The sequence below is a fragment of the Shewanella chilikensis genome (genome assembly GCF_037953065.1).
Lineage (GTDB): Bacteria > Pseudomonadota > Gammaproteobacteria > Enterobacterales > Shewanellaceae > Shewanella > Shewanella chilikensis.
Genome location: NZ_CP149966.1, coordinates 4,377,054 through 4,393,803, shown reverse-complemented (window position 1 = coordinate 4,393,803; position 16,750 = coordinate 4,377,054). Strand labels below are relative to the sequence as shown.

Sequence of the window (16,750 nt, the reverse complement as noted above, 5' to 3'; positions counted from 1 at the left end):
TAATCCGCACCCGTTGTTTTCGGGGAGCTCAAGGCATGTCGCCTGAGCGTTTGAACCCAAACTGAGGAAATGTCAGATGGCAAAGAAAATTGAAGCTTACATCAAGCTGCAAGTAGCAGCCGGTGCTGCAAACCCGTCTCCACCAGTTGGTCCAGCTCTGGGTCAAAAAGGTGTGAACATCATGGAATTCTGTAAAGCATTCAACGCTCGTACTGAAAAGTTCGAAAAAGGTATGCCAATTCCAGTAGTGATCACTGTTTACAACGATCGCTCATTCACTTTCGAAACCAAGACTCCACCTGCAGCCTTCTTGCTGAAGAAAGCCGCTGGTCTGAAGTCAGGTTCTGCTCGTCCTAACACTCAGAAAGTGGGTACTATCAAGCGTAGCCAGGTTCAGGAAATTGCTGAAACCAAGGCAACCGATATGACTGGTGCTGACATTGAAGCGATGACTCGCTCAATCGAAGGTACTGCGCGTTCCATGGGTTTGGTAGTAGAGGACTAATATAATGGCAAAGCTGACTAAGCGCATGCGCACCATCCGCGAAAAAGTGGACGTAACCAAAGCATACGACATCAACGAAGCTGTAGCTCTGCTGAAAGAACTGGCTACTGCCAAGTTCGTTGAGAGCGTAGACGTTGCCGTTAACCTGGGTGTTGATCCTCGTAAATCTGACCAAAACGTTCGTGGTGCCACTGTGCTGCCACACGGTACTGGTCGTGAAGTACGTGTTGCTGTATTCACTCAAGGTGCCAATGCCGAAGCTGCGAAAGAAGCTGGTGCTGAACTGGTAGGTATGGAAGATCTGGCTGAGCAGGTGAAAGCCGGCGAAATGAACTTCGACGTAGTTATCGCATCTCCTGATGCAATGCGCGTTGTTGGTATGCTGGGTCAAATCCTGGGCCCACGCGGCCTGATGCCTAACCCTAAAACCGGTACTGTAACTCCTAACGTTGCCGAAGCTGTTAAGAACGCCAAGGCTGGTCAGGTTCGTTACCGTAACGACAAGAACGGTATCATCCACACTACTATCGGTAAAGTGGACTTCGAAACCGCTCAACTGAAAGAAAACCTGGAAGCACTGCTGACTGCACTGAAGAAGGCCAAGCCTGCTGCAGCCAAAGGCCAGTACGTGAAGAAGGTAAGCATCTCCACCACTATGGGTGCAGGTGTAGCTGTTGACCAGAACACTCTGGACACTGCTAACTAATTTTACAAAATGCGCGCGTTAGCCTATAATGCGCGCACTTTTGTGGGTTGGAACCTATGACGAGTGTTTACACTCAGATGGGTTTCCGTCCAAGACCGCAGGTGTTGACCGTCTGGGATACTTAATTTCCTGCGTAGACGGTGTCAGGCCCCAGATAGATTTATTTCTGCTGGATTATCTGCACCGTAAGTAACTGAGTACGTTTGTATTCAGTATGGTAAACACTGGGGGGATTCCCCAGGTAGAATCCAGGAGTAAAGCCAATGGCATTAAGACTCGAAGACAAAAAAGCGATTGTTGCTGAAGTCAACGAAGCTGCCAAAGGTGCGCTTTCTGCAGTTGTCGCCGATTCACGCGGTGTAACTGTAGGTGCTATGACAGTTCTGCGTAAGACTGCTCGCGCAAACGGTGTGTATGTACGTGTTGTACGTAACACTCTGGCTCGCCGCGCAGTTGAAGGCACTGCTTTTGAGTGTCTGACAGAGGTGTTCTCTGGCCCAACTTTGATCGCTTTCTCTAACGAGCACCCAGGTGCTGCAGCTCGTCTGTTAAAAGACTTTGCTAAAGAGCAAGCCGCTTTCGAAGTTAAAGGTGCAGCTTATGAAGGGGAATTCATCCCTGCAGCTGACATTGATCGTTTGGCAAAACTGCCAACTTACGAAGAAGCACTGGCACAGCTGATGATGACTATGAAAGAAGCATCTGCTGGCAAGTTCGTTCGTACTCTGGCCGCTCTGCGCGATCAAAAACAAGAAGCCGCTTAATCTCAAGCTGGCTGCTTAACAGAATTGAATTCAGAACAATAGGAAACATTTGTTATGTCTATCACTAAAGACCAAATCCTTGAAGCCTTTGCAGCTATGTCTGTAATGGAAGTTGTTGAACTGATCGAAGCTATGGAAGAGAAGTTCGGCGTATCTGCTGCTGCCGCAGTAGTTGCTGGCGGCGCTGGTGAAGCTGCTGCTGCTGAAGAGAAAACCGAGTTCGACGTAGTTATGACTTCTCACGGTGACAACAAAGTTGCTGTGATCAAGGCTGTACGTGGTGCTACAGGTCTGGGTCTGAAAGAAGCCAAAGCTATGGCTGAATCTGCTCCAGTAGCTGTTAAAGAAGGCGTCTCTAAAGAAGAAGCTGAAGCTCTGAAGAAAGATCTTGAAGAAGCTGGTGCTCAAGTAGAGATCAAGTAAGTCATACTGACTTACAATCACCCAAGCCAATTGGGTGGAGGCTGGCGGTTTTTTGACCGTCGGCCTTTTTTGCGCTGTAAGCGTTGGCGATTTTTTTCACCGTTTGTCGCCAGATTTTGCAGTCCCTAGCAGTGATTATTGGTTAGGTTCTTGCCATCAACGGTGATGGGCAAACGTGCTGGATTAACTGTGTTGATTCAGTCTTGGTCACATCTCGCAAGCAGAGGAAACCCATGGTTTACTCCTATTCTGAAAAGAAGCGTATTCGCAAAGACTTCGGTAAGCGTCCACAGGTATTGGACATCCCTTACCTGTTGTCTATTCAGTTAGACTCTTTTAAGAAGTTCACCGATCAAGATCCTACCGGTGAGCGTGGCCTAGAGGCCGCCTTCCGTAGCGTTTTTCCCATCAAGAGCTTTTCTGGTAATTCAGAACTGCAGTACGTCAGCTATAAGCTGGGCGAGCCTGTTTTTGATGTGAAAGAGTGTCAAATCCGCGGTGTGACATACTCCGCTCCACTGCGCGTTAAGCTGCGCATGGTGCTGTATGATCGTGAAGCTGCCGCCGGCACTGTAAAAGATATTAAAGAACAAGAAGTCTATATGGGGGATATCCCTCTGATGACTGAAAACGGTACCTTTGTTATCAATGGTACTGAGCGTGTTATCGTATCTCAGTTGCACCGTAGCCCAGGTGTGTTCTTCGACCACGACCGTGGTAAGACACACTCCTCAGGTAAAGTGCTGTATAACGCGCGTATTATTCCTTACCGCGGTTCATGGCTCGACTTCGAGTTCGACCCTAAAGATGCGTTGTTTGTACGTATCGACCGTCGCCGTAAGTTGCCTGCCAGCATCATTCTGCGTGCCCTGGAATATTCTACTCAGGATATCCTCGACATCTTCTTCGAGCGTGTCGACTTCAAGATCAAGAAAGATTCTCTGGTCATGACACTGGTTCCTGAGCGTCTGCGTGGCGAAACTGCCAGCTATGACATCAAGGACTCAGAAGGCACTGTGCTGGTAGAGAAGGGCCGTCGTATCACTGCCCGTCATATTCGCCAACTGGAAAAAACCAACACCACTGAACTGGAAGTCCCGGTTGAGTATATTGTTGGTAAAGTCGCGGCTCAGGACTATATCGATCCTGACACAGGTGAAGTACTGGTTACTGCCAACAACGAGATCAGCCTGGAAGACCTGGCCAATCTGTCACTGGCCGGTATCAAAGAGATCAGCACTCTGTACATCAATGAGCTGGATCACGGTGCTTATATCTCTGACACCCTGCGTATTGACTCAACCACCAACCGTTTGGAAGCGCTGGTTGAAATCTATCGCATGATGCGTCCTGGCGAGCCACCAACCAAGGATGCCGCCGAAGCTCTGTTCCAGAACCTGTTCTTCAGCGAAGAGCGCTATGACCTGTCTAAAGTGGGCCGGATGAAGTTCAACCGTCGTCTCGAAATCGACGAGAACGAAGGTACCGGTGTACTGACCAAAGAAGACATAGTTGCCGTAATGAAGAAGATCATCGAAATCCGTAACGGTTTTGATGAAGTCGATGATATCGACCACCTGGGTAACCGTCGTATCCGTAGCGTTGGCGAAATGGCCGAGAACCAGTTCCGTGTCGGTCTGGTACGTGTTGAGCGCGCAGTACGTGAACGTCTGTCTCTGGGCGATCTGAACGAGCTGATGCCTCAGGATCTGATCAACGCCAAGCCAATTTCTGCCGCAGTGAAGGAGTTCTTCGGTTCTTCTCAGCTGTCGAAGTTTATGGATCAGAACAACCCACTGTCAGAAGTGACTGACAAGCGCCGTATTTCGGCTCTTGGTCCTGGCGGTCTGACCCGTGAGCGTGCCGGCTTCGAAGTTCGAGACGTGCACCCAACTCACTATGGTCGTCTGTGTCCAATTGAGACTCCTGAAGGTCCAAACATTGGTTTGATCAACTCACTGTCTACCTTTGCCCGTACCAACTCATACGGCTTCCTGGAAACACCTTATCGTAAGGTGATCGACAGTGTGGTTACCGATGAAGTGGAATATCTGTCAGCCATCGAAGAAGGCCGCTATGTGATTGCACAGGCCAACATCGAGCTCGACAACGAAGGTCGCATTGTGGAAGAGCAGGTTGCCTGTCGCCACAAGGGTGAATCTACCTTTATGCGCGCTTCCGATATCCAGTATATGGACGTATCTCCACAGCAGATCATTTCTGTGGCGGCATCTTTGATCCCATTCCTTGAGCACGACGACGCTAACCGTGCATTGATGGGTGCAAACATGCAACGTCAGGCAGTACCAACACTCAAGTCAGAGAAGCCTCTGGTGGGTACAGGTATTGAACGTACACTGGCTGTTGACTCAGGCGTGGTTGTGGCTGCCAAACGTGGCGGCGTGATCGACTATGTTGATGCCAGCCGCATCGTGGTTAAGGTTAACGAAGATGAGCTGCGCCCAGGCGAAGCCGGTATCGATATCTACAACCTGACCAAGTACACTCGCTCCAACCAGAACACCTGCATCAACCAGCGTCCATGCTGTAGCGTAGGTGAGCCTGTGGTGCGTGGTGACGTGCTGGCCGATGGTCCGTCAACCGACTTGGGCGACCTGGCTCTGGGTCAGAACATGCGCGTGGCCTTCATGCCATGGAACGGTTACAACTTTGAGGATTCCATCCTCATCTCCGAGCGCGTAGCGCAGGAAGACCGTTTCACCACTATCCACATTCAGGAACTGTCCTGTATTGCCCGTGACACCAAGCTGGGTAGCGAAGAGATCACTGCCGACATCCCTAACGTAGGTGAGTCTGCACTGAGCAAGCTGGATGAATCCGGTATCGTTTACATCGGCGCCGAAGTTAAAGGCGGTGACATTCTGGTTGGTAAGGTAACGCCTAAGGGTGAAACTCAGCTGACTCCGGAAGAGAAACTGCTGCGGGCTATTTTCGGTGAGAAAGCGTCTGACGTTAAAGACAGCTCTCTGCGTGTACCTAACTCAGTGAAGGGTACAGTTATCGACGTGCAAGTCTTCACCCGTGACGGTGTTGAAAAAGACAAGCGCGCCATCGAAATCGAAGAGATGCACATTGCTCAAGCCCGTAAGGACTTGACTGAAGAGTTCAAGGTCCTTGAAGAAGGTGTACTGAGCCGTGCCCGTAACCTGCTGCTGAGCGCCGGTTTCAGTGAAGCCAAATTGGCCGAACTGCCACGCAAAGACGTATTGGTTCAGGTTATCGACGATGAAGCCAAGCAAACCGAACTGGAACAGCTGGCTGAACAGCACGAAGAGCTGAAAGCCGACTTTGACAAGAAATTTGAAATCAAGCGTCGCAAGATCACCCAAGGTGATGATCTGGCTCCAGGCGTACTGAAGATCGTTAAGGTTTACCTGGCGGTTAAGCGTACCATCCAGCCTGGTGATAAGATGGCCGGTCGTCACGGTAACAAGGGTGTGATCTCCAAGATCTGTCCTATCGAAGATATGCCATACGACGAGCAGGGTAACCCTGTCGACATCGTACTGAACCCTCTGGGTGTACCTTCGCGGATGAACATAGGTCAGGTACTGGAAGTTCACTTGGGTGCTGCGGCTAAAGGTATTGGTAATCGCATCAATGCCATGCTGGAAGAACAGCGTGAGCTGGCCGAACTGCGTGGCTACATCAAACAGGTCTATGAACTGGGCGATGAAGTGAAGCAGCGCGTGGATATCGATTCATTTACCGATGATGAAGTTCTGCGTCTGGCCAAACACCTGAAGGATGGTCTGCCAACGGCAACCCCAGCCTTCGACGGTGCCAAAGAAAAAGAGATCAAGCAGATGCTTGAGCTCGCAGGTCTGCCGACTTCCGGTCAGCTGAATCTGTTTGATGGTCGTACCGGTAACCAGTTCGAGCGTCCTGTGACCGTAGGTTACATGTACATGCTCAAACTGAACCACTTGGTTGATGACAAGATGCACGCCCGTTCTACCGGTTCGTACAGCTTGGTTACTCAGCAGCCTCTGGGCGGTAAAGCTCAGTTCGGTGGTCAGCGTTTCGGTGAGATGGAAGTGTGGGCCCTGGAGGCATACGGTGCTGCGTATACTCTGCAGGAAATGCTCACAGTGAAATCGGATGACGTTAACGGTCGTACTCAGATGTACAAGAACATCGTTGACGGTAACCATCAGATGCAGCCAGGAATGCCAGAGTCCTTCAACGTATTGCTGAAGGAGATCCGTTCTCTCGGTATCAACATCGAGTTGGATCAAGAGTAAGACGCGGTTTAAAGCCTGCGTTTGGCAACGAATTGGTGCTCCGCGAGAGCGGGGCACCGGGTTTAACTCCTTCAGGAGAGAAACGTGAAAGACTTATTAAAGTTTCTGAAACAGCAAAGCAAGACTGAAGAATTTGAAGGCATCAAGATCGGCCTGGCGTCGCCTGATCTGATCCGTTCTTGGTCATTTGGTGAAGTTAAGAAGCCTGAAACCATCAACTACCGTACATTCAAGCCTGAGCGTGAAGGCCTGTTCTGTGCCCGTATCTTTGGCCCGGTCAAAGATTACGAGTGTCTGTGCGGTAAGTACAAGCGTCTCAAGCACCGCGGTGTGATCTGTGAGAAGTGTGGCGTTGAAGTGACCCAGACCAAAGTACGTCGTGAGCGTATGGGCCACATCGAACTGGCCAGCCCAGTTGCCCACATCTGGTTCCTCAAGTCACTGCCATCCCGTATCGGTCTGATGCTGGACATGACTCTGCGTGATATTGAGCGAGTACTCTACTTCGAATCTTACGTGGTTATCGAGCCAGGCATGACCAGCCTGGAGCGCGGTCAAATGCTGACCGAAGAAACCTACCTGGATGCGCTGGAAGAGTATGGTGACGAGTTTGAAGCCAAGATGGGTGCCGAAGCGGTTCTGGAACTGCTGCGCGCTATCGATCTGGAGAAAGAAGTTGAGCAGATGCGCGAAGAGCTGCCATCTATTAACTCTGAGACCCGTCGCAAGAAAGTCACCAAGCGTTTGAAGCTGGTTGAGGCCTTCTACCATTCAGGCAACAAGCCAGAGTGGATGATCCTCAAGGTGCTGCCGGTTCTGCCACCTGATCTGCGTCCTCTGGTTCCATTGGACGGCGGTCGTTTCGCGACTTCAGATCTGAACGATCTGTATCGCCGCGTGATCAACCGTAACAACCGTTTGAAGCGTCTGCTGGATCTGGCCGCTCCGGATATCATAGTTCGCAACGAAAAGCGTATGTTGCAGGAATCTGTTGATGCCCTGCTGGATAACGGTCGTCGCGGTCGTGCCATTACCGGTTCCAACAAGCGTCCTCTGAAGTCCTTGGCCGACATGATCAAGGGTAAGCAAGGTCGTTTCCGTCAGAACCTGCTGGGTAAGCGTGTTGACTACTCAGGCCGTTCGGTAATTACCGTGGGCCCAACTCTGCGTCTGCACCAGTGTGGTCTGCCGAAGAAAATGGCGCTGGAACTGTTCAAACCATTCATCTACGGCAAGCTGGAAGGTCGTGGCCTGGCCACTACCATCAAAGCTGCCAAGAAGATGGTTGAGCGTGAAGTTGCCGAGGTTTGGGACGTACTGGATGAAGTGATCCGCGAACACCCCGTGATGCTGAACCGTGCACCAACACTGCACCGTTTGGGTATCCAGGCGTTCGAACCTGTACTGATCGAAGGTAAAGCGATTCAACTGCACCCATTGGTGTGTGCGGCTTATAACGCCGACTTCGATGGTGACCAAATGGCGGTACACGTGCCTCTGACGCTGGAAGCCCAGCTGGAAGCCCGTGCGTTGATGATGTCAACCAACAACATTCTGTCGCCTGCCAACGGTGAGCCGGTTATCACTCCTTCTCAGGACGTGGTACTGGGTCTGTACTACATGAGCCGTGAGCGCGTAAATGGCCGCGGTGAAGGTATGGCCTTTGAGTCTGTTGCCGAAGCCGAGAAAGCCTATCGCACAGGTGCCGCCGAGCTGCACGCCCGGGTTAAAGTTCGTATCACCGAAACTCATATCGATGAGAATGGTGAGCGCACCCAGCAGCGCCGCATTGTCGACACCACAGTAGGTCGTGCTCTGTTGTCACTGATCCTGCCAGCCGGTATGTCTTTTGATCTGGTTAACCAGAACATGGGCAAGAAGCAGATCTCCCGTTTGCTGAACACCTGCTACCGTCAGCTGGGTCTGAAAGATACTGTTATCTTTGCTGACCAACTGATGTACACAGGTTTCCAATACGCCACTATCTCTGGTGCCTCTGTCGGTATCAACGATATGGAAATTCCGGAAGCCAAGTACAAGCTGGTTGCCGACGCAGAAGCCGAAGTTCTGGAAATCCAGGAACAGTTCCAGTCTGGTCTGGTAACTGCCGGTGAGCGTTACAACAAGGTTATCGATATCTGGGCCAGCGCCAACGAGAAAGTCTCCAAGGCGATGATGGAAAACCTGTCTTCCGAAGTGGTTATCAACCGCGACGGTGAAGAAGAGAAACAGGCTTCCTTCAACAGCATCTACATGATGGCCGACTCAGGCGCTCGTGGTAGTGCCGCTCAGATCCGTCAGTTGGCGGGTATGCGTGGTCTGATGGCCAAGCCAGACGGCTCTATCATTGAAACGCCCATCGTGGCGAACTTCCGTGAAGGTCTGAACGTACTGCAGTACTTTATTTCAACCCACGGTGCTCGTAAGGGTCTGGCGGATACCGCACTTAAGACAGCGAACTCAGGTTACCTGACTCGTCGTCTGGTGGATGTTGCCCAGGATCTGGTCGTTATCGAAGATGACTGTGGTACTCACGAAGGTCTGATCATGAAGCCGCTGATTGAAGGTGGTGACGTGGTTGAGCCGCTGCGTGAGCGGGTACTGGGTCGTGTTGTTGCCGAGGATGTTTACTATCCTGGTTCCGACGAAGTCCTGGCGCCACGTAACACTCTGCTGGATGAAGCATGGTGTGACAAGCTGGAAGAGTACAGTGTTGACGAAGTTAAAGTTCGCTCTGTGATCTCCTGTGATACCGACTTCGGTGTTTGCGCCAAGTGTTACGGTCGTGACCTGGCCCGTGGTCACCTGATCAACCAAGGTGAAGCAATCGGTGTTGTTGCTGCTCAGTCAATCGGTGAGCCTGGTACACAGCTGACGATGCGTACCTTCCACATCGGTGGTGCGGCATCCAGGGCTTCTGCAGAAAACAACGTTCAGGTGAAGAACGCCGGTAACCTGAAGCTGCATAACGCCAAGTTCGTTAAGAACAGCGATGGCAAGCTGGTTATCGTATCGCGCTCGTCCGAGCTGGCGATTATTGATGAACTGGGCCGTGAGAAAGAGCGCTATAAAGTGCCTTACGGTACTGTGCTCGAAACGCTGGAAGGTGCCGAAGTTAACGCTGGCCAGACTATCGCTAACTGGGATCCGCATACTCACCCAATCATCACTGAAGTGGCGGGTTATGTGAAGTTTGAGCAGATGATTGACGGTGTCACCATCTCGCGTCAAACCGACGAGCTGACCGGTCTGTCTTCCATCGTGGTATTGGATGTGGCCCAGCGCCCAAGCGCCGGCAAAGAAATGCGTCCAATGATCCGTTTGGTTGACGAAAACGGTAATGACCTGACCATTCCCGGTACCGACGTACCTGCGCAGTACTTCCTGCCCAGCAATGCGATCGTAAACCTGGAAGATAATGCTCAGATCAGCGTTGGTGATGCACTGGCTCGTATTCCTCAGGAATCGTCCAAGACTCGCGATATTACCGGTGGTCTGCCAAGGGTTGCTGACCTGTTCGAAGCCCGTAAGCCAAAAGAGCCGGCGATTCTGGCTGAGATCAGCGGTACCATCTCCTTCGGTAAAGAGACCAAAGGTAAGCGTCGTCTGGTCATTACCCCTGCTGAAGGCGGTAACCCATACGAAGAGATGATCCCTAAGTGGCGTAACCTGAACGTGTTCGAAGGTGAAAAAGTCGAACGCGGTGAAGTGATCGCCGATGGTCCAGAGTCTGCTCACGATATTCTGCGTCTGCGCGGTATTCACAACGTAGCCAACTACATTGTGAATGAAGTACAGGACGTATATCGTCTGCAGGGTGTGAAGATTAACGACAAGCACATTGAGGTGATCATTCGCCAGATGCTGCGTAAGTGTCTGATCACTGAAGCCGGTGATTCTGAGTTCCTCGAAGGGGAGCAGGTTGAGGTGTCCCGCGTCAAGATCGCTAACCGCGAACTGGAAGAGCAGGGCAAGATTCCGGCCAAGTTCGAACGCGAACTGCTGGGTATCACCAAAGCCTCTCTGGCGACCGAGTCCTTCATCTCCGCGGCCTCGTTCCAGGAAACCACTCGCGTACTGACCGAAGCGGCAGTAGGTGGTAAGAGTGACAACCTGCGCGGTCTGAAAGAGAACGTGATCGTAGGTCGTCTGATCCCGGCCGGTACCGGTTATGCTTACCACAACAACCGTAACCAGGCTCGCGGTGAAGTAGCGACTGAAGCACCTAGCATCAGCGCCAGCGAAGCCGAACAGAACCTGGCCGATCTGTTGAACCTGGCTGGCAGTCAGGAATAAGTAGCACAGATGTTACAAAAGGCGCCGAAAGGCGCCTTTTTCATTGGAATACGCTGCAAAAGTTGGCTATTTCTTGACAGCCAAGCCTTACCTTTCTAAAATTCCGCGTCCCACTATTGTGGGATTAGATTTTTCACACCTTATTGTTGAGTTGAAATCAACTGATTCGGAGCTATACATGGCAACTGTAAACCAGTTGGTACGTAAGCCTCGCGCACCTAAAGTCGAAAAGACTAACGTGCCTGCGTTGAACGCGTGCCCACAAAAGCGTGGTGTTTGTACTCGTGTGTACACCACTACTCCAAAAAAACCTAACTCTGCACTACGTAAAGTAGCTCGTGTGCGTCTGACCAACGGTTTCGAAGTAACTTCGTACATCGGCGGTGAAGGCCACAACCTGCAGGAACACAGTGTAATCCTGATCCGTGGTGGTCGTGTTAAAGACTTACCTGGTGTGCGTTATCACACTGTTCGTGGCGCCCTGGACTGTGCTGGTGTGACTTCACGTCGCCAAGCTCGTTCTAAGTACGGTGCTAAGCGTCCTAAGTCTTAATGGTTTTCCGTTAAGTAAGGCCAAGCTAAATATAAATTCCAGTTTTGGAAATACCTGAAGCATACGGAGAATAGTTATGCCAAGACGTCGCGTAGTAGGACAACGTAAAATCCTACCTGATCCAAAGTTTCAAAGTGAGTTGCTGGCTAAGTTCATCAACGTCATTATGCAGGACGGCAAAAAGTCGACTGCTGAAAAAATTATCTACAAAGCACTGGATGTTGTAGCCGATAAGAAAGGCGAAGAGCATCTGGTTATCCTTGAAGCAGCCCTGGAAAACGTTCGCCCAGCGGTAGAGGTTAAGTCTCGCCGTGTTGGTGGTTCTACTTACCAGGTTCCATGTGAAGTTCGTCCAGTTCGTCGTAACGCACTGGCGATGCGCTGGTTGGTTGAAGCTGCTCGTAAGCGTGGTGAAAAATCTATGGCTCTGCGCCTGGCAGGTGAACTGCTGGACGCTTCCGAAAACAAAGGTACTGCCGTTAAGAAGCGCGAAGACGTGCATCGTATGGCAGAAGCCAACAAAGCGTTTGCTCATTACCGTTGGTAATATCGGGCGCGGGCTTGCCCGCGCTTTCTCTGACATTGCTAAGATTTTTATCTTAGTCAAGAGGGTATAATCGTGGCTCGTACAACTCCAATTGAGCGTTATCGCAACATAGGTATTTGTGCTCACGTTGACGCAGGTAAAACTACTACCACAGAGCGAGTCCTGTTCTATACAGGGGTAAACCACAAGATGGGTGAAACCCATGACGGTGCGTCTACCACTGACTGGATGGTTCAGGAGCAGGAGCGGGGTATTACTATTACCTCTGCGGCTGTTACTACGTTCTGGCGCGGTATGGATGCCCAGTTTACTGAGCATCGTATCAATATCATCGATACCCCAGGTCACGTCGATTTTACTATTGAGGTAGAGCGTTCTCTGCGCGTACTTGACGGTGCTGTAGTGGTCTTTTGTGGTTCTTCTGGTGTGGAACCTCAGTCTGAGACCGTATGGCGTCAGGCCGACAAGTATCATGTCCCCCGTCTGGTGTTCGTCAATAAGATGGACCGTGCCGGTGCCGACTTTGATCGCGTAGTAGGACAGATCCGTAACCGTCTCGGTGCAACTTGTGTGCCTATTCAATTGAATATTGGTACAGAAGAAAACTTTAGCGGGGTTATCGATCTCATCAAGATGAAAGCCATCAACTGGAATGAAGAAGACCAGGGCCTGACTTTCACTCACGAAGAGATCCCAGAGCATTTGCTTGCCAAGGCAACCGAAATGCGCGAATACCTGGTAGAGAGTGCCGCAGAGGCTTCTGATGAGCTGATGGACAAATACCTTGAAGAAGGTGAGCTCACAGAAGAAGAGATCAAAAAAGCGCTTCGTCAACGTACTATCAACAACGAAATTGTGCTGGCTACCTGTGGTAGTGCCTTTAAAAATAAAGGCGTACAGGCAGTTCTCGATGCCGTTGTTGAATACCTTCCTGCTCCGGTTGATGTTCCTGCGATTAAGGGCATCGATGATAGAGAACAGGAAGTTGAGCGTGTTTCTGATGACAATGCACCTTTCTCTGCGTTGGCATTCAAAATCGCAACAGACCCATTTGTGGGTACTTTGACCTTTATCCGGGTTTACTCAGGTGTCCTGGAGTCAGGTTCAGCCGTTTACAACTCTGTAAAAGAGAAGCGTGAGCGTATCGGCCGTATCGTGCAGATGCACGCCAACGACCGTAAAGAACTGAAAGAAGTGCGCGCAGGTGATATAGCTGCTGCTATCGGCCTGAAAGATGTGACAACCGGTGACACCTTGTGTGACCCAGACCATAAGGTAATTCTGGAGCGGATGGAATTCCCCGAGCCGGTAATTACCATTGCTGTGGAACCTCGTTCCAAAGCCGACCAGGAAAAGATGGGCATTGCGCTGCAGAAGCTGGCAATGGAAGATCCTTCTTTCCGGGTTGAGACTGATGAGGAGTCGGGTCAGACTCTGATTTCAGGTATGGGTGAGCTACACTTGGACATTATCATCGACCGTATGCGCCGTGAGTTCAGCGTTGAATGTAACGTTGGTAAACCTCAGGTGGCTTATCGTGAAACTATCCGCAGTGCTGTGGAAGTGGAAGGTAAGTTTGTGCGTCAGTCTGGTGGTCGTGGTCAATTCGGTCATGTCTGGCTGAAACTGGAGCCTCGTGAAGAGGGTGCCGGTTATGAGTTTGTCAACGAAATCGTTGGTGGTGTTGTTCCTAGGGAATACATCCCTGCGGTTGACAAAGGGATCCAAGAACAGATGAAGAACGGTGTAGTCGCCGGCTTCCCTGTATTGGACGTGAAGGTCACTCTGTTCGATGGTTCATATCATGATGTGGACTCGAACGAAATGGCGTTCAAAGTTGCAGGTTCTATGGGCTTCAAGAAGGGGGCGCTGCAAGCTAACCCTGTGTTGCTCGAGCCTTGCATGAAGGTTGAAGTGACAACCCCAGAAGACTACATGGGTGACGTAGTAGGTGATCTGAACCGTCGTCGTGGTCTTATCGAAGGTATGGATGACGGCGTCGCCGGTATCAAGATTATTCGAGCTGTGGTACCTTTGGCTGAAATGTTTGGTTATGCAACAGATTTGCGCTCAGCGACTCAGGGTCGGGCTTCATACTCCATGGAGTTTTTGAAGTACTCTGAAGCGCCGCAAAACGTTGCTAAAGCAGTTATCGAAGCTCGTACCTGATTTAGGTAACGGCATTAACTGTTATTTTGATTGATGGTGTCCGGCAGCGCCGGACTCTTCTGAAAAGAAAGGAATATATCGTGTCTAAAGCTAAATTTGAACGTTCCAAGCCCCACGTTAACGTGGGCACCATTGGTCACGTTGACCATGGTAAAACCACTCTGACTGCTGCTATCTCAACTGTACTGTCTAAGACTTACGGTGGTGAGGCTCGTGACTTCGCAGCGATCGATAACGCTCCAGAAGAGCGTGAGCGCGGTATTACCATCAATACCTCTCACATCGAGTATGACACTCCAACTCGTCACTACGCCCACGTAGACTGCCCAGGTCACGCTGACTATGTTAAAAACATGATCACCGGTGCTGCCCAGATGGATGGCGCAATCCTGGTAGTAGCTTCTACTGACGGCCCAATGCCACAGACTCGTGAGCACATCCTGCTGTCTCGTCAGGTAGGTGTACCTTTCATCATCGTATTCATGAACAAGTGTGACATGGTAGACGATGAAGAGCTGCTGGAACTGGTAGAGATGGAAGTTCGTGAACTGCTGTCTGAGTACGATTTCCCAGGTGATGACCTGCCAGTAATTCAGGGTTCTGCTCTGAAAGCTCTGGAAGGCGACGCTCAGTGGGAAGCCAAGATCATTGAACTGGCAGAAGCACTGGATACATACATCCCTGAGCCAGAGCGTGATATCGATAAGCCATTCCTGCTGCCTATCGAAGACGTATTCTCAATCTCTGGTCGCGGTACTGTAGTAACAGGTCGTGTAGAGCGCGGTATCATCAAAGTTGGTGACGAAGTAGAAATCGTGGGTATCCACGACACTACCAAGACCACCTGTACTGGTGTAGAAATGTTCCGTAAGCTGCTGGACGAAGGTCGTGCCGGTGAGAACTGCGGTATCCTGCTGCGTGGTACCAAGCGTGATGAAGTAGAGCGTGGTCAAGTACTGGCTAAGCCTGGTTCAATCACTCCACACACCAAGTTCGAATCAGAAGTTTACGTCCTGTCTAAAGAAGAAGGTGGTCGTCACACTCCATTCTTCAAAGGCTACCGTCCACAGTTCTACTTCCGTACAACTGACGTGACCGGTACTATCGAACTGCCAGAAGGCGTAGAGATGGTAATGCCAGGCGACAACATCAAGATGGTTGTAACTCTGATCTGCCCAATCGCGATGGACGAAGGTCTGCGCTTCGCAATCCGTGAAGGTGGCCGTACAGTTGGTGCTGGTGTTGTAGCTAAGATCATCGCTTAATTGCGAGACAGGTTACTTTGAAAAGGAAGCTTCGGCTTCCTTTTTTGTTTTATAACGTTATTTACACGCTTTGCTTCCTTCCTTTTATGCGCCAACGCTTAATTAATCCCGGATAGAGGATTTCTGTCTCAAGCTGTACTTTTATTTAAAGAGCTCACAGGGTTACTTGCCTGAATTGCACATAAATTCAACCTGCGCTTGTCGTGCACTACAAATAGCTTGTTATCCATAAAGCTTATTTGAGCCTTGGTTGGTTTGATGTCACCGAGACTTTGAACCTGGGTTAGTGCCAGTTCAAAGGCGCTTTGATCCTCGGCCAGTGGATGACACTCGAAGCGATTGTTGCCCTTGGTTCTTAACCACAGCTGTGGCCCACAATTGCTGAAACGGGCGCTGCCGGGTGCCAGAAGGCTAGACGATTGCAAGAGCAGATCTTTTTCCTGACCACTGCCGAGCATTTTGGAAAGTTTGCCCAAGAGGCTATCCGGCAGGCCATATTTGTATTCTGCCAATATAGCCTCTTGAGTGTCTGGTGCAGATTGCCCCTGACAGAGGCAGAAAATCTGCCTGTCACAGACCTGGATCTCTTCCAGCCAGTGTGGGCTGCCTGGCTTTAAGGCGGTGAGCTCAGGTTCGTCCGGCTCCTTGTATCTGTTGACCAAGTGACACTGATCATCTTTGATAAATAACCAGGAAATGGCTCGGCCCTTACGGGTATTGGGGGAGCTCATTCGCAGCAGCAGTTGATTGTCATCCAGCGGACAAAGCTGCAATGGCAGAAAATGGAAGTGTTGCTGCTCCACAGTCATGGAAAGCACATCCGGATTGGCAAAGGGGTAGTGTTGCGCCTGATCTTCTGCCAGCGAATCCCAGATCCAGAGCCCGGTTTCATCCAGCAGGGTGAGCTGTTGATGCCAGAGGCAGACCTGGGGATGCCCCTTAAATTGGGTGAGATCCAGCAGCAAGCTGGGGGAGTCGGCCTCGGTAGGCCAAATGGCCAGCAGCGGCTTACCCTCAGACTCGTCCCACAGAGTTAACGCCAGTAGCTCTGGGGCCAGGAAGCGGGCAGCCTCCAGCAACCAGCCTTTGTGGTTGAAATCCCACTCTCTGATGATACGGCTCTTGAGTCTGTGCATAAGATCTCCGGCAATAACAGCATTGGCATTGATTGTCGCAGAAACTGTGCAATAGATCTGCTACGAAAACAGAAATTTATCGGCTTGTTTATCGGGAAACTTTGATCTGTTCCAGGTGCGG

Annotated in this window: 11 protein-coding genes; 10 read left to right on the top strand and 1 reads right to left on the bottom strand. The window is 50.8% G+C overall.

Features of this window, described 5'->3' with window-relative positions:
- Nucleotides 1-76 precede the first annotated feature (76 nt).
- The 10 genes from rplK to tuf all read left to right on the top strand — a co-directional run bounded on the left by rplK (nucleotide 77) and on the right by tuf (nucleotide 15,493).
- Nucleotides 77-505 (top strand): 50S ribosomal protein L11, encoded by a 429-nt coding sequence (rplK, locus tag WKR14_RS19720; RefSeq protein WP_025012046.1) that lies wholly within the window; start codon nucleotides 77-79, stop codon nucleotides 503-505.
- Nucleotides 506-509: 4 nt separating this feature from the next.
- Nucleotides 510-1,211 carry a 50S ribosomal protein L1 gene (rplA, locus tag WKR14_RS19715; RefSeq protein WP_025012045.1) on the top strand — a complete coding sequence of 234 codons (702 nt, stop codon included), beginning with the start codon at nucleotides 510-512 and terminating at the stop codon, nucleotides 1,209-1,211.
- A 263-nt stretch (nucleotides 1,212-1,474) separates the two neighbouring features.
- Entirely contained in the window at nucleotides 1,475-1,975 is a 501-nt protein-coding gene (gene rplJ, locus WKR14_RS19710) for a 50S ribosomal protein L10 (protein WP_025012044.1), read from the top strand.
- Between the two features lie 54 nt (nucleotides 1,976-2,029).
- Nucleotides 2,030-2,398: a 50S ribosomal protein L7/L12 gene (rplL, locus tag WKR14_RS19705; protein WP_039034634.1), complete on the top strand. Its 369-nt coding sequence runs from the start codon at nucleotides 2,030-2,032 to the stop codon at nucleotides 2,396-2,398.
- A gap of 233 nt (nucleotides 2,399-2,631) precedes the next feature.
- Nucleotides 2,632-6,663, top strand: a complete 4,032-nt coding sequence (rpoB, locus tag WKR14_RS19700) for a DNA-directed RNA polymerase subunit beta (RefSeq protein WP_339087105.1) — start codon at nucleotides 2,632-2,634, stop codon at nucleotides 6,661-6,663.
- A gap of 84 nt (nucleotides 6,664-6,747) precedes the next feature.
- Nucleotides 6,748-10,959, top strand: a complete 4,212-nt coding sequence (rpoC, locus tag WKR14_RS19695) for a DNA-directed RNA polymerase subunit beta' (RefSeq protein ID WP_039034636.1) — start codon at nucleotides 6,748-6,750, stop codon at nucleotides 10,957-10,959.
- Between the two features lie 178 nt (nucleotides 10,960-11,137).
- Entirely contained in the window at nucleotides 11,138-11,512 is a 375-nt protein-coding gene (gene rpsL, locus WKR14_RS19690) for a 30S ribosomal protein S12 (RefSeq protein ID WP_025012042.1), read from the top strand.
- 76 nt (nucleotides 11,513-11,588) lie between these two features.
- Complete coding sequence (rpsG, locus tag WKR14_RS19685; RefSeq protein ID WP_025012041.1) at nucleotides 11,589-12,059, top strand: 30S ribosomal protein S7; 471 nt, start codon at nucleotides 11,589-11,591, stop codon at nucleotides 12,057-12,059.
- Between the two features lie 72 nt (nucleotides 12,060-12,131).
- Nucleotides 12,132-14,228, top strand: coding sequence for an elongation factor G (fusA, locus tag WKR14_RS19680; protein ID WP_025012040.1), 2,097 nt, complete (start codon nucleotides 12,132-12,134; stop codon nucleotides 14,226-14,228).
- Nucleotides 14,229-14,308: 80 nt separating this feature from the next.
- Entirely contained in the window at nucleotides 14,309-15,493 is a 1,185-nt protein-coding gene (gene tuf / locus WKR14_RS19675) for an elongation factor Tu (protein ID WP_165564289.1), read from the top strand.
- A 128-nt stretch (nucleotides 15,494-15,621) separates the two neighbouring features.
- Here tuf and WKR14_RS19670 read toward each other — a convergent pair whose 3' ends face one another.
- A complete protein-coding gene (locus tag WKR14_RS19670; protein ID WP_339087104.1) occupies nucleotides 15,622-16,629 on the bottom strand; it encodes a hypothetical protein in 1,008 nt (335 codons plus the stop codon).
- Nucleotides 16,630-16,750: the final 121 nt, after the last annotated feature.